This is a genomic window from Nocardioides sp. NPDC087217, assembly GCF_044744805.1.
GTDB lineage: Bacteria > Actinomycetota > Actinomycetes > Propionibacteriales > Nocardioidaceae > Nocardioides.
Genome location: NZ_JBIUZB010000002.1, coordinates 283,578 through 305,641, shown reverse-complemented (window position 1 = coordinate 305,641; position 22,064 = coordinate 283,578). Strand labels below are relative to the sequence as shown.

The following is a 22,064-nucleotide window of genomic DNA, read 5'->3' as shown; positions in this document are numbered from 1 at the left end:
CGATGTCACAGTCCGGGGCGCCGTCTCGTCCCGTGGGTGGAAGATGTTGACCTGAGGGAGGACCACCGTGACACCTGAGACAGAGATCGAGTTCGAGGAGCTGCGCCCGCTGCTGTTCTCGATCGCCTACCGGATCCTCGGCAGCGTGAGCGAGGCGGAGGACGCGGTGCAGGAGACCTGGCTCCGGCTGGAGGCGACCTCGACCGAGCCCGACTCGCTCAAGGCGTACCTCTCGACCGTGGTCACCCGGATCTCCCTCGACGTGCTGCGCTCCGCGCGCGTGCGGCGGGAGACGTACGTCGGGCCGTGGTTCCCCGAGCCCTTGCCGACCGACACCCACGTCGACGAGCATGCGGGCCTCTACGCCAGCCCGGAACGCGCGACGGAGCTGGCCGACTCGGTGTCGATGGCGGCGCTGCTGCTGCTCGAGCGGCTCAGTCCGTTGGAGCGGGCGGTCTTCGTGCTGCGCGAGGTCTTCCACTTCGGCTTCGCCGACATCGCCGCGGCAGTCGACCGTTCCGAGGCCGCGTGCCGTCAGCTCGCCTCCCGAGCCCGGCGGCACATGGACGAGGGCAAGCCGCGGTTCGAGGCCGACCGGCGCAAGCGTGTCGAGCTGTCCAGCCGGTTCTTCGAGGCGCTGCGCGACGGCGACCTGGACCGGCTCCAGGCTCTGCTGGCGGCCGATGTGGAGACCGTCAACGACGGTGGTGGTGTCGCCGGTGGCGTCGGCGGCCGGTTCGGTGCGGAGAAGGCCGCGCGCATTCTGATCGCGGCCGTGCCGCCGCTGCTCGCCATCGGTGCCCGCCTGGAGCAGCGCGAGCTCAACGGCGAGCCGGGCGCCATCCTGCACGACGCCGACGGCGCCATCCTCGGCACCTGGACCCTCGACATCCTCGACGGCCAGATCCAGCGGATCCGGTCGGTCACCAACCCCGAGAAGCTGGGTCACCTGGGCCCGGTCGCCGACCTGAAGGACGTCGTACGCCGCCGCAACCGCCACCGCCGCGGGCGGTGACCCGCCCGCCGACTCAACCGCGCCGAGTCGGCTCGTCCTGACCAGAAAATCCGCCGAGTCGGCGCGTCATGACGCGCCGACTCGGCGGGATCGGGGTCAGGCCGCCGCGCCCTGCGGTGACCGAGTCGGCCGCAGGCCGAGGTCGGCGGTGCGTACGTCCTTGGTCTCGCGGGCGGTCAGGGCCGCGACCGACGCGATGAGGCAGACGACCGCCGTGTAGCCCGCGGTGACGACCCAGCCACCCTCCTGCACACCACCCAGAGCGGTGACGATCGACGGGGTGAACCCGGCCAGCATGAAGCCGATCTGGGTGCCGATCGCGACGCCGGAGAAGCGCACCGGGGTCGAGAACATCTCGCCGTAGAACGACGGCCAGGTCGCGTTCGCGGCCGCGTAGCCGAAGGAGAAGGTGACGATCGCGAGCGCGAAGACGAGCAGCTCGTTGCCCTGGCTCATCGAGAGCAGGTAGAAGGGCATCATCACCGCACTGGCCACTGCGCCGTAGATGAAGACGGGCTTGCGCCCGATCCGGTCCGCGAGCCGGCCGAACATCGGCTGGGTGAACAGCGCGACGACGTTGGCCGCGACGACCAGCCACAGCGTGATCGAGTCGACCATGCCGACCTCGACACCATAGGCGATGGCCAGGTTGCCGAAGACCGTGGAGACGGCCGCGATGAAGGCGCAGCAGATGACGCGCAGCACGTCGACCCAGTGGTCACGCAGCAGCACCGCGAGGGGCAGCTTCGCGACCTCGTTGTTGGCCTTGGCCTCCTCGAACTCCGGGGTCTCGTTGAGGCGGCTGCGGATGAAGAAGGCCACCACGACCACGATCGCGGAGAGCCAGAACGGGATCCGCCAGCCGATGCCGTACTTGATGTCGTCGGGCAGCGCCACGACCGGGATGAAGACGAGCGCGGCCAGGATCTGGCCGCCCTGGGTGCCGGTGAGCGTCCAGGACGTGTAGAAGGAGCGCTTGTCGTCGGGGGCGTGCTCGAGCGTGAGCGAGCTGGCGCCGGCCTGCTCGCCCGCGGCCGAGAGCCCCTGCAGCAGCCGGCAGAAGACCAGCAGTGCGGGCGCGATCCAGCCGGCCTGGTCGTACGTCGGCAGACAGCCGATCAGGAACGTGCCGCCACCCATCAGCAGGAGGGTGAACAGCAGCACCTTCCGGCGGCCGATCCGGTCACCGAAGTGACCGACGAAGACCGCGCCGACCGGGCGTGCGACGTACGCGAAGGCGAACGTCGCGAACGACATCACCAGCGCGGCGTCGCCGGTGCTGGGGAAGAAGACGTGCGGAAAGATCAGCGCCGCGGCAGAGCCGAAGACGAAGAAGTCGTAGTACTCGACGGCGCTGCCCATGAAGCTGGCCAGCGCGGCCCGTACCGGGGTCTTGCCTTCTTGGTTCTCGGTGTCAGGTCCCGCCATCGGGTCCTCCTCGGGTAGGCCCGCGGTTCCTGACCGCGGACGGGTGGGGGGTGGTGTTTTCTGGCTCTTCGAATTTCTGGGGGGGTCAGCCGGCCGCGGCCAGCTCGCGCAGGTGGGCGAGCATCCGCTCGGCATCGGGTTCGATGCCGGTGATCAGCCGGAAGGCGTCGACGGCCTGGTAGACCGCCATGTGGCCTCCGTGCAGCGTCCGGCAGCCGGCCTCACGCGCCGCCTGCAGCAGCGCGGTGTCCAGAGGCCGGTAGACGATGTCCGCCACCCACAGGTCGGGGCGCAGGAGGCTCGTCTCCAGGGGCGTACCGGGGTGGTCGGCCATGCCGACCGGGGTGCAGTTGACCAGTCCGTCGGCGTCGGGCAGGAGCGCCGGCAGCTTGTCGACATGGCTCGCCTCGACGGTGCTCTCCGGGTGGTGACGCCGGATCTCCTCGACCCGCGCCTGGGCACGGTCGAGGTCCATGTCGGCGATGACCAGGTTGTCGACGCCCTGGCTCACGAGTGCGTGAGCGACGGCCGAGCCCGCCCCTCCCGCGCCGAGCTGCACGACGGTGCCGAGCGGGGCACCCGGCATCCCGGTACGCAGCGCGTGGCCGAAGCCGGTCGTGTCGGTGTTGTAGCCGACCGCCCCCTCGTCGGTGAAGACGACGGTGTTGACCGCACCGAGGCGGGCCGCGGTCTCGTCGAGCCGGTCGAGGTGCTCGATCACGAGCTCCTTGCACGGGTGGGTGATGTTGAGCGCGTCGAAGCCGAGTCGCCGCGCCTCCCTCACCAGGTCGCCCACGCCCTCGGCCGGGATCCCCAGCTCGGTGATGTCGAGCGTCTTGTAGACGTAGGACAACCCGTGCTCGAACCCCTCGCGCATGTGCAGCGCCGGACTCAGCGAGGGTCCGACGCCCGCGCCGATCAGGCCGACAAGAAACGAAGACTTCATCTAGGCGATCCTTAATGTACGAACTAGTACGTTACGAGAGTGAAGGGGATCACATCCGGCCCCGCGTCGTCAACCCCCGCACGGCAAAGAGCCCGTCCCCGCGGCGCGGGGACGGGCTCTTCAGGGGTGTGCGTCAGCGAGCGGTGAGCCAGCCGACGACGATGTCGCCGAGGATGCGGCGGTGGCGCTCGCGTACGTCGGGCGCGAGCATGTCGCGGCCGAAGAGGTAGCCGAAGGTGGCGCTGTTGGCGACCTGGAAGACGCAGTAGGAGCTGATCATCATGTGCACGTCGATGGCGTCGACGTCGGCGCGCAGCTCACCGGAGGCGCGACCGCGGGCGAGGACCTCGTCGAGGACGGTGGCGGCCGGGGCGCCGAGCTCGCGCAGCGACTCGACCTTCTCCAGGTGCCGGCCACGGTGGATGTTCTCGACGGACACGAGGCGGATGAAGTCGGGATGGTTGACGTGGTGGTCGAAGGTGAGCTCGGCGATACGACGGATCGCGTCGACCGGCTCGAGATCACCGGCGTGCAGGCTCTGCTCGAGCTCTCGGATCCGGCGATAGGCAGCCTCGAGCACAGCCAGGAAGAGCCCCTCCTTACCGCCGAAGTAGTAGTAGATCATCCGCTTCGTGGTGCGGGTGCGCTCGGCGATCTCGTCCACCCGGGCCCCCGAGTAGCCCTGCTCCGAGAAGATCTCGGTCGCGACGTCGAGCAGCTCGGACCGGGTGCGTTCGGCATCACGCGACTGAACCATGCCCCGAGCCTAGAGCACGACCGGCTTCCCAACGCGGACCAATGTATGTACCGTTTCGTACATTAGCGACGAACGGAGAACCATGCGCACCTCGATCGCCACGGTCTGCCTCAGCGGCGGACTCGTCCAGAAGATGTACGCCGCGGCCGAAGCCGGCTTCGACGCGATCGAGATCTTCGAGCCCGACCTCATCGCCGCACCCCAGTCCCCCGAGGAGATCCGGGCGCTCGCCGACCGGCTCGGGCTCACCCTCGACCTCTACCAGCCCTTCCGCGACGCCGAGGGTGTCGACGAGAACGCCTTCGGCGACGTGCTGCACCGCGCCGAGGCGAAGTTCCGGCTGATGAACCGGCTCGGCATCGACCTGATGCTGGTCTGCAGCAACGTCGGCACCGCGACCGTCGACGACGACGCGGTCTCCGCGGGACAGCTGCGGCGGCTGGGTGATCTGGCTGCGACGTACGACATCCGGCTCGCCTACGAGGCGCTCGCCTGGGGACGGTTCGTCGACGACTACCGGCGATCGTGGCGCATCGTCGAGCTCGCCGACCACCCCAACGTCGGGGTCTGCCTGGACAGCTTCCACATCCTCTCGCGCGGCCACGACCCCAAGCAGATCGAGGAGATCCCGGCCGAGAAGATCTTCTTCCTGCAGCTCGCCGACGCTCCGGCGCTCAGCATGGACGTGCTCTCCTGGAGCCGTCACCACCGGCTCTTCCCCGGCGAGGGCAGCTTCGACCTGCCGGCCTTCCTCGGTCACGTGCTGCGCGCGGGCTACGACGGCCCGCTGTCCCTGGAGGTCTTCAACGACACCTTCCGCCAGACCGATCCGGTACGCACCGCCCGCCAGGCGCAGCGGTCGCTGCGCTGGCTCGCCGACCGCACCGCCGACCTGCTCGGCGACGAGGCCGGCCGCGACGTGCGCCCGCTCCCCCGCCTGCCCCAGGTGGCCGCGCCCGAGGCCTTCGACTTCGTCGAGATCAAGGCACCGGACACCTCCGGCGTCGAGGTGCTGCTCGAGCAGCTCGGCTTCGACTTCGGTGGCCGCCACCGCAGCAAGCAAGTGCGCCTGTGGACCTGGGGCGCGGCGCGCGTCGTGTGCAACGACGTGCCCAGCGCCTCCCCCGAGCCGCGCATCGCGGCCGTCGGCTTCGACGTCGCCGACTCGGACCCGGCCGCCGAGCGCGCCGCCCGGCTGATGGCGCCGCCGGTCCACCGCCGGACGTACGCCGGCGAGCAGGCCCTGCGCGCGTTCACCTCCCCCGACGGCACCGAGGTCTTCCTCTCGCACGCGGAGGACTGGATCGGCGAGTTCGACGGCGGGGTCTCGAGCTCCGGACGCGGCGCCCGGATCGACCACGTGAACCTGGTCCAGCCCTGGCACAGCTTCGACGAGGCGGTCCTCTTCTACACGAGCGTCCTGTCACTGACGCCTCAGCCGACCCAGGAGGTCGCCGGTCCGTCCGGTCTCGTCCGCAGCCAGGTGATGAGCTCACCGGCCGGGGGCGTACGCCTTCCGCTCAACCTGCTCCCGACCGGGCAGCAGGGCCAGGCACAGCACATCGCGCTCGCCTGTCCCGACATCATCGGCGTCGTCGCGGCCGCCCGCGAGCGTGGACTGCGGCCGCTGAAGGTGCCGGGCAACTACTACGACGACCTCGTCGCCCGCTTCGGCCTGTCCGACGACCTCGTGGCCACCCTGCGCGACCTCGATCTCCTCTACGACCGCGACGCCGACGGTGAGTACCTGCACTGCTACACCGAGACCGTCGGCGAGGTCTTCTTCGAGCTCGTCGAGCGGCGGGATCGCTACGACGGCTACGGCGCCGGCAACGCCCCGGTCCGCCTCGTCAGCCAGGCCGGCTGACCCAAGGCCGAATCTGCAGAAATGGCGTGCCGAATCTGCAGTTGTGGGCGACGAAACCAGCGTTTCGTCGCCCACAACTGAGGTTTCGGCGTCCACAGGCGAGGACTCGGCACGCCACAAGTGAAGATTCGGCGATGGATCAGAAGTTGCCGCGGCGCTCCTGCTCGCGCTCGATGGCCTCGAAGAGGGCCTTGAAGTTGCCCTTGCCGAAGCCGAGGGAGCCGTGGCGCTCGATCAGCTCGAAGAAGACCGTGGGGCGGTCGCCGATCGGCTTGGTGAAGATCTGCAGCAGGTAGCCGTCCTCGTCGCGGTCGACCAGGATGCCGCGCTTCTGCAGCTCCTCGATCGGCACGCGCACCTCACCGATCCGGGCGCGCAGCTCGGGGTCCTCGTAGTAGGAGTCGGGGGTGTTGAGGAACTCGATCCCGGCGTCGCGCAGCGCGTCGACGGTGGCGAGGATGTCACCGGTGGCCAGCGCGAGGTGCTGGGCGCCGGGGCCCTGGTAGAACTCCAGGTACTCGTCGATCTGCGACTTCTTCTTGGCGATCGCCGGCTCGTTGAGCGGGAACTTCACCCGGTGGTTGCCGTTGGCGACGACCTTCGACATCAGCGCGGAGTAGTCGGTGGCGATGTCGTCGCCGATGAACTCGGCCATGTTGGTGAAGCCCATGACGCGACCGTAGAAGTCGACCCACTCGTCCATCTTGCCGAGCTCGACGTTGCCGACGACGTGGTCGAGGGCCTGGAAGAGGCGCTTGGGGGCGCCCTCGGGCTTCTTCAGCGTCGAGGTGCGGGGGACGTAGCCGGGCAGGTAGGGGCCGTCGTAGCCGGACCGGTCGACCAGCGTGTGGCGGGTCTCGCCGTAGGTGGCGATGGCGGCGACGCGTACGGTGCCGTGCTCGTCGCTCACGTCGTGGGGCTCCTCCAGGACGCGGGCGCCCTGCTTGCGGGCGTGCTCGATGCAGCGGTCTACGTCGGGCACCTCGAGGGCGATGTCGATGACGCCGTCACCGTGGCGGGCGTGGTGGGCGATGATCTCGCTCCCGGGCGCGACGCCGCCCTTGATCACGAACCGCACTCCCCCGCTGCGCAGCACGTAGGAGTGGTGGTCGCGGTTGCCGGTCTCGGGACCGGAGTAGGCGACCAGCTCCATGCCGAAGGCGCTCTGGAAGAAGTGGGCGGTCTGGGTGGCGTTGCCGACAGCCCACACGACCGCGTCCCAGCCGGTGACCGGGAAGGGGTCGGAGGTGTCGTCGTACGCCACCAGGCCGACGAGCTGCTCCAGCTCGGCCAGCCCGAGTCCGGCGAGCTTCTCTTGGTTGGTCAGGGTGTCTGCAAGCGTCATGCGGGCAAGTCAAGTGGGCCGAGTCACACCAAACAAGTTGACCACTCGGCACTGGACAATCTGTCAGATTCGACCAGAGTTCACCACGCCTTGCTAGGCAATCTGACTACCATCGAGCCATGAACCTCGATGCCCTCGACATCACCCTCCTGGAAACCCTGCACGCCCATCCGCGAGTCGGCGACCTCGAGCTCTCCCGGGTCGCCGGCGTCGCCCGCGCCACTGTGCAGAGCCGGCTGCGCAAGATGACCGAGGCCGGCGTGATCCGCGACTGGGCACCGACGGTCGACCCGGCCGCCGCCGGCCACACGGTGCAGGCGTTCGTCACCCTGGAGATCTCCCAGGGAGCCCTCGAGGACGTACGTCGCGATCTCGCCGACATCCCCGAGGTGCTGGAGGCGTACGTCACCACGGGCTCCTTCGACGTCTTCTGCAAGGTGGCGACCGGGTCGCACGCGAAGCTCCAGGAGGTGCTCGTACGCATCGACCAGTCCCACGCCGTCGTCCGCTCGACCAGTGTGGTCACCCTGTCCACCCTGATCGAGCCCCGCACCCTCGACCTGCTGCGCACGGGAGCCACCCCGCGCTGACCGGTGGCTCAGGAAGCCCTGGGCAGTTCGACCGAGACCCGGAGCCCACCGCCGGAACGGGCGAGGACGGCGAGGTTGCCGTCGTGGGCCCGGGTGATGCTCTTGACGATCGCCAGGCCCAGGCCGACGCCGGCGTGGTCGCCGTGGATGCGCTGGGTGCCTCGCTGGAACGGCTCGGTGAGCGTGGCGACGAGCTCGCGGGAGAGCTCCTCGCCGGTGTTGGCGACGGTGAGGACCACGCTCCGCTCGTTGGCGGCGATGGTGACCGACACCGACCCGTCCTCGGGCAGGTTGTGGACGATCGCGTTGTGGATCAGGTTGGTCGCGACCTGCAGCAACAGCGCCGGCGAGCCGGTGACCGACGCCTGGTCCCCGGAGGTCTCGATCCGCACACCCCGCTGCTCGGCCAGCGGCAGGAGCGTCTCCACCGCCTCCTCGGCGACCAGCGAGAGGTCGACCGGCTCGCGGACGAAGGAGCGCTGGTCGGCGCGGCTGAGCACGAGGAGTGCCTCGGTGAGGTCGATCGCGCGGGAGTTGATCAGGCGCAGGCGGCCGAGGAGCTCGTCGACATCGCGGTTCGGGTCCTTGCTCGCCACGTCGAGGAGCGTCTGCGTGATCGCGAGCGGTGTGCGCAGCTCGTGGGAGGCGTTGGCCGCGAACCGCTGCTGCTCGGCGACCTGCGACTCGAGCTTCGCGAGCATGTCGTCGAAGCCGTCGGCGAGCTCACGGAACTCGTCTCCGGGGCCTTCGAGCTCGATCCGGTGCGAGAGCGAGCCGCCCGCGGCTGTACGTGTGGCCTCGGTGATCTTCCGCAGCGGCGCCAGCATCCGCCCCGCCAGGATCCAGCCTCCGACCAGCCCGAACACGACGAGGAAGCCCATCATCGTGGCCGCCCGCGGGGCGAAGGCACGCTCCAGGTCCGAACGGTTCGGGACGAAGGGCGCACTCGGCCTCCCCGGCTCCTGCGGCCACTCCAGCCACACGCCGTCAGGGACGTAGCGCAGCAGGAAGACCCACACGACGGCGAGCAGCAGCACCCCGGTGACCACGATGACCCCGGCGTAGCTGAGCGTCAGCTTGAGCCGGACACTCATCCCGGGACGTCTAGGAATCGACATCGATCCGGTATCCGACACCCGGCACGGTCGCGATGATTGCTGGCTCACCGAGCCGCTTGCGCAGCGCGGAGACGGTGATGCGTACGGCATTGGTGAACGGATCGGCGTTCTCGTCCCAGGCCCGCTCCAGCAGCTCCTCGGCGCTGACCACGCCGCCCTCCGCGGCGGCGAGGACCTCGAGCACCGCGAACTGCTTGCGGGTCAGCGCCACGTAGCGACCGTCGCGGTAGACCTCGCGGCGGAACGGGTCGACCCGCAGGCCGGCGATCTCCCGCACCGGCGGCCGGTTGTAGGCCCGCCGCCGGTCGAGCGCCCGCAGCCGCAGCACCAGCTCACGCAGCTCGAACGGCTTGGTCAGGTAGTCGTCGGCGCCGAGCTCGAAGCCGGAGGCCTTGTCGTCGAGGCGGTCGGCCGCGGTGAGCATCAGGATCGGCATCCCGGTGCCGGAGGCGACGATGCGCTTGGCGATCTCGTCGCCGGAGGGCCCGGGGATGTCGCGGTCGAGCACGGCGATGTCGTAGGCGTTGACGCTCAGCAGCTCCAGCGCCGTGTCGCCGTCACCGGCGATGTCGGCGGCGATCGCCTCCAGCCGCAACCCGTCACGGATCGCTCCAGCCATCAACGGCTCGTCCTCGACCACCAGCACCCGCATGCTCTGATCCTAGGTTGAGGACATATCGCCGACGTATCCGAAATGCCATACGCCCTGACGACATCCGCGCGGGTTGACTGGCACGGTGACCTTCACTGTCCGACCGATCAGCCCCGCCGAGCACCTCGACCATGTCAGGTCGCGGCGGTCGGTCAGCTTCCTGCAGACCCCCGCCTGGGCCGACGTGAAGACCGAGTGGCGCAGCGAGTCGCTGGGTTGGTACGCCGGCGACCGGCTCGCCGGGACCGGGCTGGTGCTGCACCGGCCGGTGCCGCGGCTGGGCTACACGCTGGCGTACCTGCCGTGGGGCCCCGACATCGACTGGGCCGGCGGGCTGACCGTCTGGTTCCCGCCGCTGGTCTCCTACCTACGCTCGCAGGGCGCGTTCGCGATCCGGGTCGCTCCCCCGGTGCCCACCGACACCTGGAGCGCCGGGCAGGTCAAGGAGGGCATCGCCGACCCCGAGGTGGGACGGCTCACCGATGTCCCCGGCCGGTCCGACCCGGTCGGCGCCGAGGTGACCCGCTATCTCCGCGACTCGGGCTGGATCCCGCAGAACCCCGAGGACGGGTTCGGGGCGGGGCAGCCGCAGTTCACGTACGAGATCCCGCTGCGCCACCCCGACGGAACCGCCCGGTCCGAGAACGAGGTGCTCGCCGGGATGAACCAGCTCTGGCGACGCAACATCAAGAAGGCCGCCAAGGCCGGCGTCGAGGTCACCACCTCCGCCGGCGGCGAGGACCTGAAGGCGTTCCACGACCTGTACGTCCACACCGCCGAGCGTGACGGGTTCACGCCACGACCGCTGGCCTACTTCGAGAAGATGTTCGCGGCGTTGTCCGCCGAGGACCCGGAGCGCATCAAGCTCTACCTCGCCCGTCACGACGGCGACCTCGTGGCCGCGACGATCTACGTCCGCGTCGGCGCCCACGCCTGGTACGTCTACGGGGCCTCGTCCACGGAGAAGCGGGACGTACGCGGCTCCAACGCCTGCCAGTGGGCGATGATCCGCGACTCGCTGGCCGCCGGCTGTGACGTCTACGACCTGCGCGGGATCACCCCCACGCTGTCCACCGACGACGCCCACGTCGGCCTGATCCAGTTCAAGGTCGGCACCGGTGGGCAGGCGGTGAGGTACGTCGGCGAGTGGGACCTGCCGCTGCGGCCGATCGTCTACCGGGCCTTCGACCTCTACATGAGACGGCGGGGGCGATGAAGGTGTCGGTCAGGAAGATCAAGGAAGGGAACCTCGGATGATCGTGAACGAATCAGGCTCGCTGACGGAGACCGGCGTCGTGGTGCTGACCATGCTCGCGTTTCCCGTGGCCGTGCTGGCGGTGCCGGTGCTGGCGGTGCTGCGCCGGGTCTTCGGGGTGGCCTGGCCGCGGGCATGGCGTCACTCGCTGGCGGAGGTCGCCATCGTCTACGGCACGGTGCCGGGTGTGCTGCTGACCCTGTTGCCCGGCAACAACGGCATCCTGTCGGGCAACGTGAGCCTGGTGCCCTTCGAGGACATGTCGACCATGGGCCCCATCGGGCTCATCGGCAACCTGCTGATCTTCGCCGCGCTGGGCTTCTTCGGCCCCATCCGTTTCCCGGTGCTCCGCTCGGTGTGGCGGGTCCTGATCCTGGCGGGCGCGGCCTCGGTGTCGATCGAGGCCCTGCAGCACCTACTGCCGCTCGGCCGGGTCTCGTCGGTCGACGACGTCATCCTCAACGCGGGCGGAGCCACCGCCGCCGCGATCCTGTCGTGGCCGTGGTGGCGCCGCCGGCGATCCGTTCCGCCGACCTCAGACCAGCGCCGCGGCGACCTGGTCGAGGCGGGCTCCGCGTGAGGCTTTGACAAGCACCACGTCGCCGGGCGCGAGGTGGCTGCGGAGCCAGTCGATCGCGGCGGCGTTGTCGGGCAGCGCCACCGCCCGCTGCCCCGCTCCGTCCGCGATGACGGCGGCCGCCTCGCCGATGGTGAGGACCAGGTCGGCCCGGGTGGCGGCGTACGCCCCGATCTCGTGGTGCGCGTCGCGGCTCGTCTCGCCGAGCTCGAGCATCTCGCCGAGCACGGCGATGCGGCGCCTGGCGTCGATCGAGGCGAGCGCGTCCAGACCGGCGCGGGTGGATTCGGGGTTGGCGTTGTAGGAGTCGTTGAGGAGGGTCGCGCCGCTGGCGAGGGCGCGCAGCTCCATGCGCCACTTCGAGATCGAGGCGGTGTTCAGCGCGGTCGCGGCCTGCTCGAGCGGGACGCCGGCGGCCAGCCCCGCCGCCGCGGCGGCTGCGGCGTTGAGCGTCCAGTGGGCACCGACGAACGGGAGCCTGACGACGGCCTCGGCGTCCGCGTGCTGAAGCGTGAAGGTGGGCCGGCCGAGCCGGTCCAGGGCGAGGTCGCGCACGCGTACGCTCGCCCGCTCGCCGGCCCCGAAGGCCAGCACCGGACCGTCGGTGAGCTCGCCCATCGCGAGCACCCGTGGGTCGTCGGCGTGGAGCACCGCCGTGCCGCCGGTCGCCAGGCCCCGCACCAGCTCGCTCTTGGCCACGGCGATGGCTTCGCGCGACCCGAACTCGCCCAGGTGGGCCTGGCCGACGTTGGTCACGACGGCGATGTCCGGCGCGACCAGGCCGGTCAGCTCGGCGATGTCGCCGATGTGCCGGGCCCCCATCTCCAGGACGAGGAACCTCGTGGTCACGTCGGCGCGCAGCATGGTGAGCGGTACGCCGAGCTCGTTGTTGAACGAGCCGGAGGTCGCGACGGTCGGAGCTGCGCTCGCCAACACCGCCTCGATCATGTCCTTGGTGCTGGTCTTGCCCTGGGAGCCGGTGACCGCGACGACGGTCATCTCGTCGCGCAGCAGCGCGACGACGTGGGCGGCCAGGCGCTGCAGCGCGGCCTGCGCGTCGTCGACGACGACCGTCGGGAGCGCCGTCGGGCGAGACCCGAGCGCGGCGACGGCACCGGCCTCGGCGGCTTGTGGTGCGTACTCGTGGCCGTCGGTGTGCTCACCCGCGAACGCGACGAAGAGGCCGCCCGGGTCTGCCTCGCGGCCGTCGATCACTGCCGGCGCGCTCACGGTCACCGAGCCGTCGCCGACGACCTTCCCGCCGACCAACGAGGCGATTTCGTCCAAGCTGAGGGGAATCATCCCATCAGTCTTCGATATCACCCGTAGTGGCCGCGTATGCGCTAATCGATATGCGGACGATAACTCCACGCCGACCTATCGTCGGCATATCGGAAATTCCATACGGGGTCGCAACCGTTCCTGGGGTTTGCTGGCGTCGATGATCTACCACGAGCCGACCCTGACGGCGCCGACCGAGCCGACGGAGCAGACCGTGATCTCGCCGACCGTCGGGATCACGGTCTACGGCTGCGCCCCTGATGAGAGCCTCCTTTTCGACTCCTTGGCGCCCACGCTCGGGGTCTCGCTGAGGACCACGACCGAGCCCGTCACCGAGAAGAATGCCGCCCTCGCGATCGGAGACCGGTGCATCAGCGTCAGCCATAAGTCGCCGATATCGAACGATGCGCTTCTCGCTCTGCACAAGAGCGGCGTCCGGTATATCTCGACGCGAAGCGTCGGTTTCAACCACATCGATGTCGACTTCGCGGCGAGCATCGGGATAACGGTCGGAAACGTCTCGTATTCACCCGATTCCGTGGCCGACTACACGTTGATGCTGATGCTCATGTCGGTGCGCCAGGCGAAGTCGACGATTCGGCGCACCGACGCCCACGACTACCGCCCGGCGGCCACGCGTGGCCGCGAGCTGCGCGACCTGACCGTCGGCGTGGTCGGGACCGGGCGGATCGGCGCGGCGGTCATCGACCGGCTGCGGGGCTTCGGCTGCGACGTACTCGCCTATGACATCCGGCCTCGGCCGGCGGCCGAGGGGGTGGAGCACGTCGACCTGGACACGCTGGTCGAGCGCAGCGACATCGTCACCCTGCATGCGCCGCTCAGCGCGGAGTCGCACCACCTCCTCGACCGCCGCCGCATCGAACGGATGCGCCCCGGCGCGTACGTCATCAACACCGGTCGCGGGGCGCTCATCGAGACGCCGGCGCTCATCACCGCGCTCGAGGGGGGCCGGCTGGGCGGCGCGGCGCTGGACGTCGTCGAGGGCGAGGAAGGCATCTTCTACGCCGATCTCCGGGGGCGGGACATCCCCAACGGCTGGCTGGCACGGCTCCAGGAGATGCCGAATGTGCTGGTCAGCCCCCATATCGCCTACTTCACCGACCATGCCCTCATGGACACGGTCGAGAACTCCATCGTGAACTGTCGTGAATTCGAAAGCAGGTTTCCGCATGTCTAAGCTCAAGGTCGGCATCATCTTCGGTGGCGTCTTCGAGGAGCACCCCGTCTCGGTGAAGTCGGCGCAGGAGGTTGCCAAGAACCTCGACGCCGACAGGTACGAGGCCTACTGGATCGGCATCACCAAGAGCGGTGACTGGCGCCTGTGCGACGGTCCGGAGGCGAGCTGGGAGGACGGCGCGCACCGCCCCGTCGTGCTCGCCCCCGACCGCAGCGTCCACGGGCTGCTCGTCCTCGATGAGGGTCGCTACGAGACGATCCGTCTCGACGTCGTGCTCCCGGTCCTGCACGGCAAGCTCGGCGAGGACGGCGCGATCCAAGGGCTCTTCGAGCTCTCCGGGATCCCGTACGTCGGCTGCGACGTGCAGAGCTCGGCGCTGTGCATGGACAAGTCGCTGGCCTACACGGTCGTCGGCGAGGCAGGTATCCCGACGCCGACGTTCTGGACCCTGTTCCCCGACGACGAGATCGATCCCGGCGTACTCCCCTATCCGGTCTTCGTGAAGCCGGCCCGCTCCGGGTCCTCGTTCGGGGTCAGCAAGGTGACCTCGGCCGAGGAGCTGGCCGAGGCGGTGGCGACGGCGCGGCAGTACGACGAGAAGGTGCTGGTCGAGGAGGGGGTCGTTGCCGAGGAGATCGGCTGCGCGATCCTCGGCAACGGTGCCGAGCTGATCACCGGAGAGGTCGACCACGTCGCGCTCTCGCACGGCTTCTTCAAGATCCACCAGGAGGACGCGCCCGAGACCGGCTCGGAGAACGCCACCTTCATCGTGCCCGCCGACATCCCTGCCGAGGCGCAGGAGCTGGTCAAGGCCGAGGCGAAGCGGGTCTACCGCGCGCTGGGCTGTCGCGGTCTGGCGCGGGTCGACATGTTCCTCAAGGCGGACGGCACCGTGGTGCTCAACGAGGTCAACACCCTGCCCGGGCTCACCTCGTACAGCCGCTATCCGCGGATGATGGCCGCGGCAGGGATCTCGATGACCGAGTTCCTCGACCGCGCGGTCTCACTCGCGCTGGAGACTGCGCCCATCGAGACGGGGCAGCGATGAGGGAGGGCTTCGGCTTCGTCGACGAGCTGGCGCCGGGCATCCGCTGGGACAGCAAGTACGCGACCTGGGACAACTTCACCGGCAAGCCGGTCGACGGCTACCTGGTCAACCGCATCGTCGGGACCCGTGAGCTGTGTGCAGCACTCGCCCAGGCGCAGGACAAGGCCGCCGCCCTCGGGTTCGGGATCCTGCTGTGGGACGGCTACCGCCCCCAGCGCGCCGTCGACGCGTTCCTGCGCTGGGCCGAGGAGCCCTCGCCGGACGATGACGAGCGCAAACGCGTTCACTACCCCTCGATCACCCGCCCGGAGATGTTCGAGAAGGGGTACGTCGCCACGAAGTCAGGCCACAGCCGCGGCAGTACCGTCGACCTGACCCTCTTCTCCTTGGCCACGGGGGCCCTGCTGGACATGGGTGGCGATCACGACCTGATGGACGAGATCTCCCACCACGGCGCGGCCGGGGTCTCCGAGGTGGCGGCGCGCAACCGGTCGCACCTGTGCTCGGTGATGGAGTCGTGCGGGTTCAGCCGCTACGAGAACGAGTGGTGGCACTACTCGCTGATCGAGGAGCCCTACCCGGACACGTACTTCGACTTTCCTATCGAATAGAGCCCCGTCGGATAGTGCCCGATCGACCGGTTCAGGGATCCAGCCAGCCGTGGACCTTCGAGCGGTTCGACTTCTTCCAGACGGAGGCGAACCGCTCCTCGGCGTCTTCGGCGGCGGCCTCCTCGACCTGGAGCAGCTCGCGGACGGCGTCGTCCGGCTCGGGAACCTGTCCGATCGTCATGATCATGACGGTGGCGTCGTTGAGGTCGCCGAGGGTCGACTGGACCGACTTGGCGGCCTTGGCGAGGCGCTCGGCGTCCTTGCCGAAGACCCCGCCCAGCGACTCGGCCGCGTAGCGGACCCGCTTGGCCTTCTTACGCACCTCATGGAGCCGCCGACGACGCTCTTCGGTGTCGTCGGTCTCCCCGACCGCGTCGGCCGCGACCGCCAGCCGTCGCCAGCTCCGGCGGAGCCGCTTGCGCAGTGCCTTCTTCCGCGGGTCCGCCTCTGACCAGCGCAGACCATCGGCGAGGCCGGCGATCAGCGCGCGGTAGCGGTCGCCGTCCAACTCCGGCAGCAGCCGGGCTCGCCCCTGGGCCTGGCGCTCGGCCAGCGCCGCCCGCAGTGCGTCGACACTGGTCGGTCCCGGACCGTGCTCGGCCGCCCAGCGCCGCAGCCGTCTGCGGAGCACCTCGGCGTCGCGTACTTCTCCCAGGAGGGCGGCGAGCCACTTCAGCTCCACCCGGAGCGGCTCGCTCCACTCCGCGTCGAGGAGTGGGCGGTACGTAGCCAGGACGCTGCGCAGCCTGCGTACGGTCACCCGCATCTGGTGGACCGAGTCGTCCTCGTCACGCAGCACGAGCCGGCCCCAGCGGTGGAGCACGACCACCTGGTCGCGCCACCACTCGCCGACCGGCTCGCGTGGATGACTCATCCCTACTGTTCTACCGTGCCACGGCGTCCAGGTCACGCTCGGTTCGTCCTGCTCCTGCCTCCTCGGCGCCACCCTTCTCGCGGTGCGGAAGCACGGTGAGGAGCAGGCCGACCCCGGCCCAGCAGGCGAGGACGATCAGCGGCACCGTGGTCCCGGCGCCGTCGAAGAAGGAGAAGCCGCGCAGCGCCGACCCCGCCGCGCCCGGGGGCATCAGCTGGCCGAGCCATCCGAACGGCACCATCTCCGGCGCGGAGGTGATTCCGGAGAGCGGGTTGCCGACGAGCAGGATCAGCAGCGCGACGATGCCGACGCCTGCCGGGCCGATGAGGTGGCGCAGGCCGATGATCGGGAGGGCGACCGCGAGGATGCCGAGAGCGACGACTCCGGCGTTGGCCAGGTAGCTGCCCTCCAGGGCGCCGAGCCATCCCTGTACGACGCCGGTCATCGCGAGACCGCCGCCGATCGCGATCAGGAAGGCGGCCGCGACCCGGTCACGGGTGCGGGTCAGCACCAGCGAGGTGATGGCGCCGGCCATGATGCCGCCGATCACCAGCGGTAGCGCGGACGCGCCGAAGACGACGCCGCGCGGGTCGTCCTCCGCACTCGCGACGACGTCGGTCACCTGGGGCTGCGTGCCCGTCTCGGCACCCATGGCGGTGGCCATCTGGGTGAGCTGCTGAGCGACGTTGGCGCTGGCCGCGGAGGCGACCAGGAACTCCGGGCCCTGGGCGCCGACGACGATCGCGCCGTACGCCTCCCGGTCCTTGATCGCCTCGACCGCCTCCTCGCGGTCCGCGGCGGCGGTGATCTCGAAGGCGTCCTCCCCTGCGTTGGCGGCGAGCTGGGTCTCGATCTGGGTGACCGCTGCCTCGGGGCCGGCGACGACCAGTGGCAGCGATCTGGGCTCCAGCTCGCTGGTGGGCCAGGCGAACGCGGAGATGAGCAACGTGAGCAAGGTGACCAGACCGAGGCTGACCCCGATCACGGCTTTCACTGACTGGGACATGGTGGGTTCCTTCCCCAAAAAACGAATGTTCATTCTCTTTGACCGACACTCTCCTCCGTCTCGTCGGATTTATCAAGAATGAATGTTCGTTTTTCTTTGAGGTATGCTTCCGGCATGCCGAAGATCAGCGAGGAGCATCGCGCCGAGAAGCGCCAGCAGATCATCGCGGCGACGCTGCGCTGCGTGGAGCGCGATGGCTTCCACAAGACGACGATGGCCGCGGTGGTCAAGGAGTCCGGCCTGTCCGCCGGCTCGGTCTACACCTACTTCCGCGGGAAGAGCGACATCATCCGCGCGATCGCCGAGTCGGGCCTGACGACCATCGCCGAGGCCATCACCCGCTTCACTCCTGACCCGAGCTCCGGTGAGGTCGCTCCCCCGCCCGAGCGCGCGATCGAGGCCGCGACGCAGCACCTCCTCGAACTCTCCGCCGAGCTCGGCGTCGACCTCTCCCGAGTCGCGCTGCAGACATGGGCCGAGGCCGCCCGCGACCCGGAGGTCCGCGAGCTGATGGCACCCGAGGCCCGCCGCATCCGGGCCGCCTGGCGTACCTACGCCGAAGGCGCCATCGAAGCCGGCCGGTTCCACCCGGACGCCGATCCCGAACGGATCGCGATGGTCCTCACCGGCCTGCTGCCCGGCTTCATCCTGCAGCGGCTCATGCTGGGCGACGTCACGCCGAAGATCTACGCCGCCGGGCTCACCGACCTGCTCGGCTACTCCCAGCGAGCGACCCAGTAACGCACCCCGTAGGGGTCGCCGTCATAGTCGACCGCCACCGTCGCGACGCTGCGCAGCAGGTCGGCCGCCTCGATGATCGGCGCGACGTCGGCCCAGAGCTCATCGGCCAGCCCGAGATCGAGCGCGCCGAGCGCCTCGGGGTCTGGCATGACCAGTGCCTTGCCGAGCGCCTCGTCGAACCCGTCGGCCCGCGGGTCGAGGTGGCCCGGCGCCTTTTCGCTGCGGCGGGCCGAGCCGTTGCCGACGATGAGGTACGCCGCCTCGCCGCTGGCCACCGGAGCCGCACCGACCTCGGCCAGCAGCGAGGAGGCCACCCGGGCACCCTGCGCACCGGCGATCACGCGTACGTCCTCGCCCAGCCAGGCGACCGCGGCCAGGCAGGCGGAGCGGAGCTCGTCGATCGGGTCGTCGAGCGAGGCGTACTCCGGCAGCAGGGCCAGGCATCCCGGAACCAGCGCCACTCGAGTCACTGCAGTCCCCTGATCGCTCGCTTCGGACGTCGCCGGCCGGCGATCGTCCAGACCATGTCGACGGTCTGCCGGGTCTCCGGGACCTGATGGACGCGGTAGATGCGGGCACCGGCCAGCGCGCAGACCGAGGTCGCGGCCAGGGTGCCGAGGAGGCGCTCGCCGACCGGCAGGTCGAGCGTCTCCCCCACGAAGTCCTTGTTGGAGAGGGAGACCAGCACCGGCCAGCCGGTCGCGACCATCTCGCCGAGCCGGCGGGTGATCTCGAGGGAGTGGAAGGTGTTCTTCCCGAAGTCGTGGGCCGGGTCGATCACGATCGAGTCCTTCGCGACCCCGGCGTCCAGAGCTCGCTGGGCGTAGCCGAGGGTCGAGTCGATCGCGTCGCGGACCACGTCGTCGTACTCGATCCGGTAGGGCCGCGTCCGCGGCGTCACGCCGCCGGTGTGGGTGCACACGATCGCGGCGCCATGGGCGGCGGCGACGTCGACGAGCTCCGGATCGGCCCCTCCCCAGGCGTCGTTGATGAGGTCGGCGCCGGCCGCGCACACCGCGTCACCCACCTCGGCGCGCCAGGTGTCCACCGAGATCACCAGCGCCGGGAACTCCTCGCGCACCCGGGCGACGAAGTCGACCACGCGGGCCTTCTCTTCCGCGGCGCCGATCTCGGCTCCTGGCGCCGCCTTGATCCCGCCGATGTCGACGATCTCCGCGCCCTGCGAGGCCACCAGGCGTACGCGCTCGAAGGCCGCGTCCTCGGCCCAGGTCGCTCCCTTGTCGAAGAACGAGTCCGGGGTGCGGTTGACGATCGCCATCATCAGCGCGTCGTCGTCGCCGAAGGAATGTCGTCCGAGGCGCAGCATCAGGCGACCATACCGCCCGAGCCGTCGCGCACCGGCGGCCGCTCCAGCAGGCTCACGGAGCGGTCGACGACCTTGGTCGAGCCGTCGATCGGGATGTACTGCCGCATCTCGACGTCGTCGCCCGCCGGACCGGTGCCGAGGCGGCGCGACATCATGCCGACGATCTGGGTCGCCATCAGGCCGAGGTCGAAGAGATCCTGGTGACTGTGGTCGCGCTGGCCGAGATCGACCTGGGCGATCGCATCCATCCCCCGCGTGTCCAGGGTGTCGACGAGCGCCGCGAGCTCCACGCCGTAGCCGGTCGGGACCCGCAGCCGCTCGAACAGCGAGCGCCGGATCGACCACTCCCCCGCCAGCGGCTGGATCAGATCGCGCAGCGGCCCGCGATGGAGGGCGAGCAGCGGGCGGGCGACGAGCTCGGTGACCCGGCCGCCGTCGAGACCGTGCTCCCCCGGGCGCCGGTAGAAGCCCTTGACCAGCTCGATCGTCGGATCGTTGACAAGAGGGCCGACCAGGCCGCGTACGAAATGGGTGTCCCAGTCGGTCAGGTCGGCGTCCATGAAGACGATCAGCTCGCCCGTGGTCACGAACTGTGACTTCCACATCGCCTCGCCCTTGCCCGGGTAGGAGCCGAGCTCGGGCCGGATCGCGGCCGAGGCGAAGACGGCGGCCCCGGCGTCGGCGGCGATCCGCGCAGTGTCGTCGGAGGAGTCGGAGTCGATGACGACGAGCTCGTCGACCAGATCCGATGTCTCCATCAAGCTGGTGCGCAGCTTGTCGACCAGGCCGCCGACGGTCGCGGCCTCGTTGCGCGCCGGGACCACGAGACTGACCCGCTGTCCCTGCTTGGCCGCCACGAGGTCGGCCAACGACCAGTCGTCCCAGTGATAGGTGTTGCGCTCGGACCAAGACATGTTCAAACCCTACGGGCCGACTTCGAACAGCAGCCATCGATGTGGCGACCACAACGGCCTGACGCTTCAGCGGCAGGTGGCCGGCCGGGCCCGCCCGCCCGCCCGCCGGCTCAGCGAAGCCAGTCGGGCACGGCCCGATAGGCCGAGAGGTGCCGTACGAAGTTCGCGAAGGCGATCGCATGCCCGCGTGCGTTCCCATGGATCCCGTCGGCCGAGTACATCGCCGGGTCCCGCCCGGCCGCGATCTGCCGGGCCCCCAGATGGATCCCGCCGACATCCTCGACGACATACCGCTGCACGACGTCGACCTCGTCGAGGTTGAGCGCAGTCTGCGTCGCCGTCTCAGCGGGAAGCAGCCCCGAGCGAGCCCAGTCGTAGAGCCCGATCGTCGCGACCGTGGCGCCCGCGGAGGCCAGCGGCCGCAACAGCGCGTCGAGCTCCGCGGTGAGCCGCCCGGCGTCGAAGCCACGCGAGAAGGCGTCGTTCGCCCCGGCGCTGACCAGAACCAGGTCCGGCTCGAAGGCCAGCGCATCGGGGAGGAACTTCTCCCGTATCTCGGCGGCCCGCAGGAACGGCTGCGCGAGCGTACGCTGCCTGAACTCCGGCCGTGTCGCGGCCAGCGCCTCCGCGAGCCGCTCCCCCATCGAGAGATCCCGATAGCCATCGAGAGGATCCCGTACGCCGGCGGCGACACTGTCGCCGAGGATCACCAGCCTCTGCCAGCGCCCGTTGTCGAGCAGGGCTTGCGCGAACGCCGGATCGAGGCAGTCGCGATCTGCGGCCTCGGCGGGATAACGCCGAGCGAAGGTCAGGTCTGTCATGATTCCGTTTTAGCGTACGATCGTTCGTACGTCAATGGAGTACGAGCGTACGGTATAGTCGCCGCCATGGCAGGACGTGCGTCAGCTCAGGCAGCCCTCGATACACGGCGGTCGATCCTCGAGGAGACCGCCGACCTGGCCTCGGTCGAGGGCCTGGACACGATCTCGATCGGCCGTCTTGCCTCCGCTCTGGGGATGAGCAAGTCGGGCGTGATCGGACAGTTCGGCAGCAAGGAGAACCTCCAACTGGCCGTGGTCGAGTACGTCCAGCAGCGCTTCACGGAGCTCGTGTGGGCCCCGGTTGCCCACCACGAACCCGGGCTCGTACGCCTCCGTGCGCTGTGCCGTTCGTGGGTCCACTACGCCGTCAACCCGCCCTATCCCGGCGGATGCGCGATGGAACAGATGATCTTCGACTTCGACGGCCGCCCCGGCCCCGTGCGCGATCTCCTCGCCGGCGGCACCGCCCGATGGCGCAAGACACTGCGCCGCGAGATCTCCACCGCGATCGACGCCGGCGACCTCCCCCAGGACCTCGACCCCGACCAGGCGGCGTTCGCGCTCAAGGCCATCGCCTCGGGCATCACCCCCTCTCACCAGATGGAGGCGGGCGCACCGATCCACACCTGGGCATTGACCGCGATGAACGCCGTCCTCGGCCTGCCTCCGCAGGGTTAGCCGGATGCCGTCAGC

General features: G+C 69.8%; 23 protein-coding genes. 10 read left to right on the top strand and 13 right to left on the bottom strand.

From position 1 onward, the window contains the following. Nucleotides 1-67 precede the first annotated feature (67 nt). Nucleotides 68-1,015 carry an RNA polymerase sigma-70 factor gene (locus tag ACIO3S_RS08770; RefSeq protein WP_400461836.1) on the top strand — a complete coding sequence of 316 codons (948 nt, stop codon included), beginning with the start codon at nt 68-70 and terminating at the stop codon, nt 1,013-1,015. Nucleotides 1,016-1,111: 96 nt separating this feature from the next. Here the strand turns inward: ACIO3S_RS08770 and ACIO3S_RS08765 are convergent, their stop codons facing one another. The 3 genes from ACIO3S_RS08765 to ACIO3S_RS08755 form a co-directional block, all read right to left on the bottom strand. Then, a complete protein-coding gene (locus ACIO3S_RS08765; RefSeq protein WP_400461833.1) occupies nt 1,112-2,443 on the bottom strand; it encodes an MFS transporter in 1,332 nt (443 codons plus the stop codon). Nucleotides 2,444-2,528: 85 nt separating this feature from the next. Beyond that, complete coding sequence (locus ACIO3S_RS08760) at nt 2,529-3,389, bottom strand: shikimate dehydrogenase (protein ID WP_400461831.1); 861 nt, start codon at nt 3,387-3,389, stop codon at nt 2,529-2,531. Nucleotides 3,390-3,522: 133 nt separating this feature from the next. Next, nucleotides 3,523-4,146 carry a TetR family transcriptional regulator gene (locus ACIO3S_RS08755; protein ID WP_160024052.1) on the bottom strand — a complete coding sequence of 208 codons (624 nt, stop codon included), beginning with the start codon at nt 4,144-4,146 and terminating at the stop codon, nt 3,523-3,525. Nucleotides 4,147-4,228: 82 nt separating this feature from the next. Here ACIO3S_RS08755 and ACIO3S_RS08750 point away from each other — a divergent pair, with 82 nt between their 5' ends. Further along, nucleotides 4,229-6,013, top strand: coding sequence for a bifunctional sugar phosphate isomerase/epimerase/4-hydroxyphenylpyruvate dioxygenase family protein (locus ACIO3S_RS08750; RefSeq protein ID WP_400461828.1), 1,785 nt, complete (start codon nt 4,229-4,231; stop codon nt 6,011-6,013). A 139-nt stretch (nt 6,014-6,152) separates the two neighbouring features. Here the strand turns inward: ACIO3S_RS08750 and hppD are convergent, their stop codons facing one another. Further along, the gene (hppD, locus tag ACIO3S_RS08745; protein ID WP_400461825.1) at nt 6,153-7,358 is read right to left on the bottom strand and encodes a 4-hydroxyphenylpyruvate dioxygenase; all 1,206 of its coding nucleotides are present in this window, start codon (nt 7,356-7,358) and stop codon (nt 6,153-6,155) included. Between the two features lie 119 nt (nt 7,359-7,477). Here hppD and ACIO3S_RS08740 point away from each other — a divergent pair, with 119 nt between their 5' ends. Beyond that, entirely contained in the window at nt 7,478-7,948 is a 471-nt protein-coding gene (locus tag ACIO3S_RS08740; protein ID WP_400461823.1) for an Lrp/AsnC family transcriptional regulator, read from the top strand. An 8-nt stretch (nt 7,949-7,956) separates the two neighbouring features. Here the strand turns inward: ACIO3S_RS08740 and ACIO3S_RS08735 are convergent, their stop codons facing one another. Then, on the bottom strand, nt 7,957-9,042 hold the full coding sequence (locus ACIO3S_RS08735; protein ID WP_400461820.1) for a sensor histidine kinase: 1,086 nt from the start codon (nt 9,040-9,042) through the stop codon (nt 7,957-7,959). 10 nt (nt 9,043-9,052) lie between these two features. Beyond that, a complete protein-coding gene (locus ACIO3S_RS08730) occupies nt 9,053-9,718 on the bottom strand; it encodes a response regulator transcription factor (RefSeq protein ID WP_400461817.1) in 666 nt (221 codons plus the stop codon). Between the two features lie 85 nt (nt 9,719-9,803). Between ACIO3S_RS08730 and ACIO3S_RS08725 the strand changes: the two genes are divergently transcribed. Together ACIO3S_RS08725 and ACIO3S_RS08720 are read left to right on the top strand one after the other, a co-directional pair. Beyond that, a complete protein-coding gene (locus ACIO3S_RS08725) occupies nt 9,804-10,934 on the top strand; it encodes a lipid II:glycine glycyltransferase FemX (RefSeq protein WP_400461814.1) in 1,131 nt (376 codons plus the stop codon). Nucleotides 10,935-10,971: 37 nt separating this feature from the next. Then, nucleotides 10,972-11,553, top strand: coding sequence for a VanZ family protein (locus ACIO3S_RS08720; RefSeq protein WP_400461812.1), 582 nt, complete (start codon nt 10,972-10,974; stop codon nt 11,551-11,553). Here the strand turns inward: ACIO3S_RS08720 and murF are convergent. After that, a complete protein-coding gene (gene murF / locus ACIO3S_RS08715; protein WP_400461809.1) occupies nt 11,509-12,837 on the bottom strand; it encodes a UDP-N-acetylmuramoyl-tripeptide--D-alanyl-D-alanine ligase in 1,329 nt (442 codons plus the stop codon). The two genes, ACIO3S_RS08720 and murF, sit on opposite strands and share 45 nt — an antisense overlap. Nucleotides 12,838-12,991: 154 nt before the next feature. On the opposite strand from murF, the gene ACIO3S_RS08710 reads away from it, so the two are divergent. From ACIO3S_RS08710 to vanX, 3 genes are read left to right on the top strand one after another with little or no spacing between them, the layout of a single operon-like run. Further along, nucleotides 12,992-14,029 carry a D-isomer specific 2-hydroxyacid dehydrogenase family protein gene (locus ACIO3S_RS08710; protein WP_400461806.1) on the top strand — a complete coding sequence of 346 codons (1,038 nt, stop codon included), beginning with the start codon at nt 12,992-12,994 and terminating at the stop codon, nt 14,027-14,029. Continuing rightward, a complete protein-coding gene (gene vanA / locus ACIO3S_RS08705; protein ID WP_400461803.1) occupies nt 14,022-15,077 on the top strand; it encodes a D-alanine--(R)-lactate ligase in 1,056 nt (351 codons plus the stop codon). Before ACIO3S_RS08710 ends, vanA begins: the two co-directional genes overlap by 8 nt. Next, nucleotides 15,074-15,688, top strand: a complete 615-nt coding sequence (vanX, locus tag ACIO3S_RS08700) for a D-Ala-D-Ala dipeptidase VanX (RefSeq protein ID WP_400461800.1) — start codon at nt 15,074-15,076, stop codon at nt 15,686-15,688. Before vanA ends, vanX begins: the two co-directional genes overlap by 4 nt. A 31-nt stretch (nt 15,689-15,719) precedes the next feature. On the opposite strand, the gene ACIO3S_RS08695 is transcribed toward vanX, so the two are convergent. Both ACIO3S_RS08695 and ACIO3S_RS08690 read right to left on the bottom strand, forming a co-directional pair. Beyond that, a complete protein-coding gene (locus ACIO3S_RS08695; RefSeq protein ID WP_400461797.1) occupies nt 15,720-16,562 on the bottom strand; it encodes a CHAD domain-containing protein in 843 nt (280 codons plus the stop codon). Between the two features lie 10 nt (nt 16,563-16,572). Then, nucleotides 16,573-17,568: a hypothetical protein gene (locus ACIO3S_RS08690; protein ID WP_400461794.1), complete on the bottom strand. Its 996-nt coding sequence runs from the start codon at nt 17,566-17,568 to the stop codon at nt 16,573-16,575. A 114-nt stretch (nt 17,569-17,682) separates the two neighbouring features. Here ACIO3S_RS08690 and ACIO3S_RS08685 point away from each other — a divergent pair, with 114 nt between their 5' ends. Beyond that, on the top strand, nt 17,683-18,309 hold the full coding sequence (locus ACIO3S_RS08685) for a TetR/AcrR family transcriptional regulator (protein WP_400461791.1): 627 nt from the start codon (nt 17,683-17,685) through the stop codon (nt 18,307-18,309). On the opposite strand, the gene ACIO3S_RS08680 is transcribed toward ACIO3S_RS08685, so the two are convergent. The 4 genes from ACIO3S_RS08680 to ACIO3S_RS08665 form a co-directional block, all read right to left on the bottom strand. Next, complete coding sequence (locus tag ACIO3S_RS08680) at nt 18,285-18,779, bottom strand: hypothetical protein (RefSeq protein WP_400461788.1); 495 nt, start codon at nt 18,777-18,779, stop codon at nt 18,285-18,287. The genes ACIO3S_RS08685 and ACIO3S_RS08680 overlap by 25 nt on opposite strands. After that, entirely contained in the window at nt 18,776-19,636 is an 861-nt protein-coding gene (gene folP, locus ACIO3S_RS08675) for a dihydropteroate synthase (protein ID WP_400461785.1), read from the bottom strand. The genes ACIO3S_RS08680 and folP overlap by 4 nt, the downstream gene beginning before the upstream one ends. Further along, entirely contained in the window at nt 19,636-20,550 is a 915-nt protein-coding gene (locus tag ACIO3S_RS08670; protein WP_400461782.1) for a glucosyl-3-phosphoglycerate synthase, read from the bottom strand. The genes folP and ACIO3S_RS08670 overlap by 1 nt, the downstream gene beginning before the upstream one ends. Before the next feature lie 110 nt (nt 20,551-20,660). Beyond that, entirely contained in the window at nt 20,661-21,371 is a 711-nt protein-coding gene (locus ACIO3S_RS08665; protein ID WP_400461779.1) for an SGNH/GDSL hydrolase family protein, read from the bottom strand. A gap of 66 nt (nt 21,372-21,437) precedes the next feature. On the opposite strand from ACIO3S_RS08665, the gene ACIO3S_RS08660 reads away from it, so the two are divergent. After that, complete coding sequence (locus tag ACIO3S_RS08660) at nt 21,438-22,049, top strand: TetR/AcrR family transcriptional regulator (RefSeq protein WP_400461777.1); 612 nt, start codon at nt 21,438-21,440, stop codon at nt 22,047-22,049. Nucleotides 22,050-22,064: the final 15 nt, after the last annotated feature.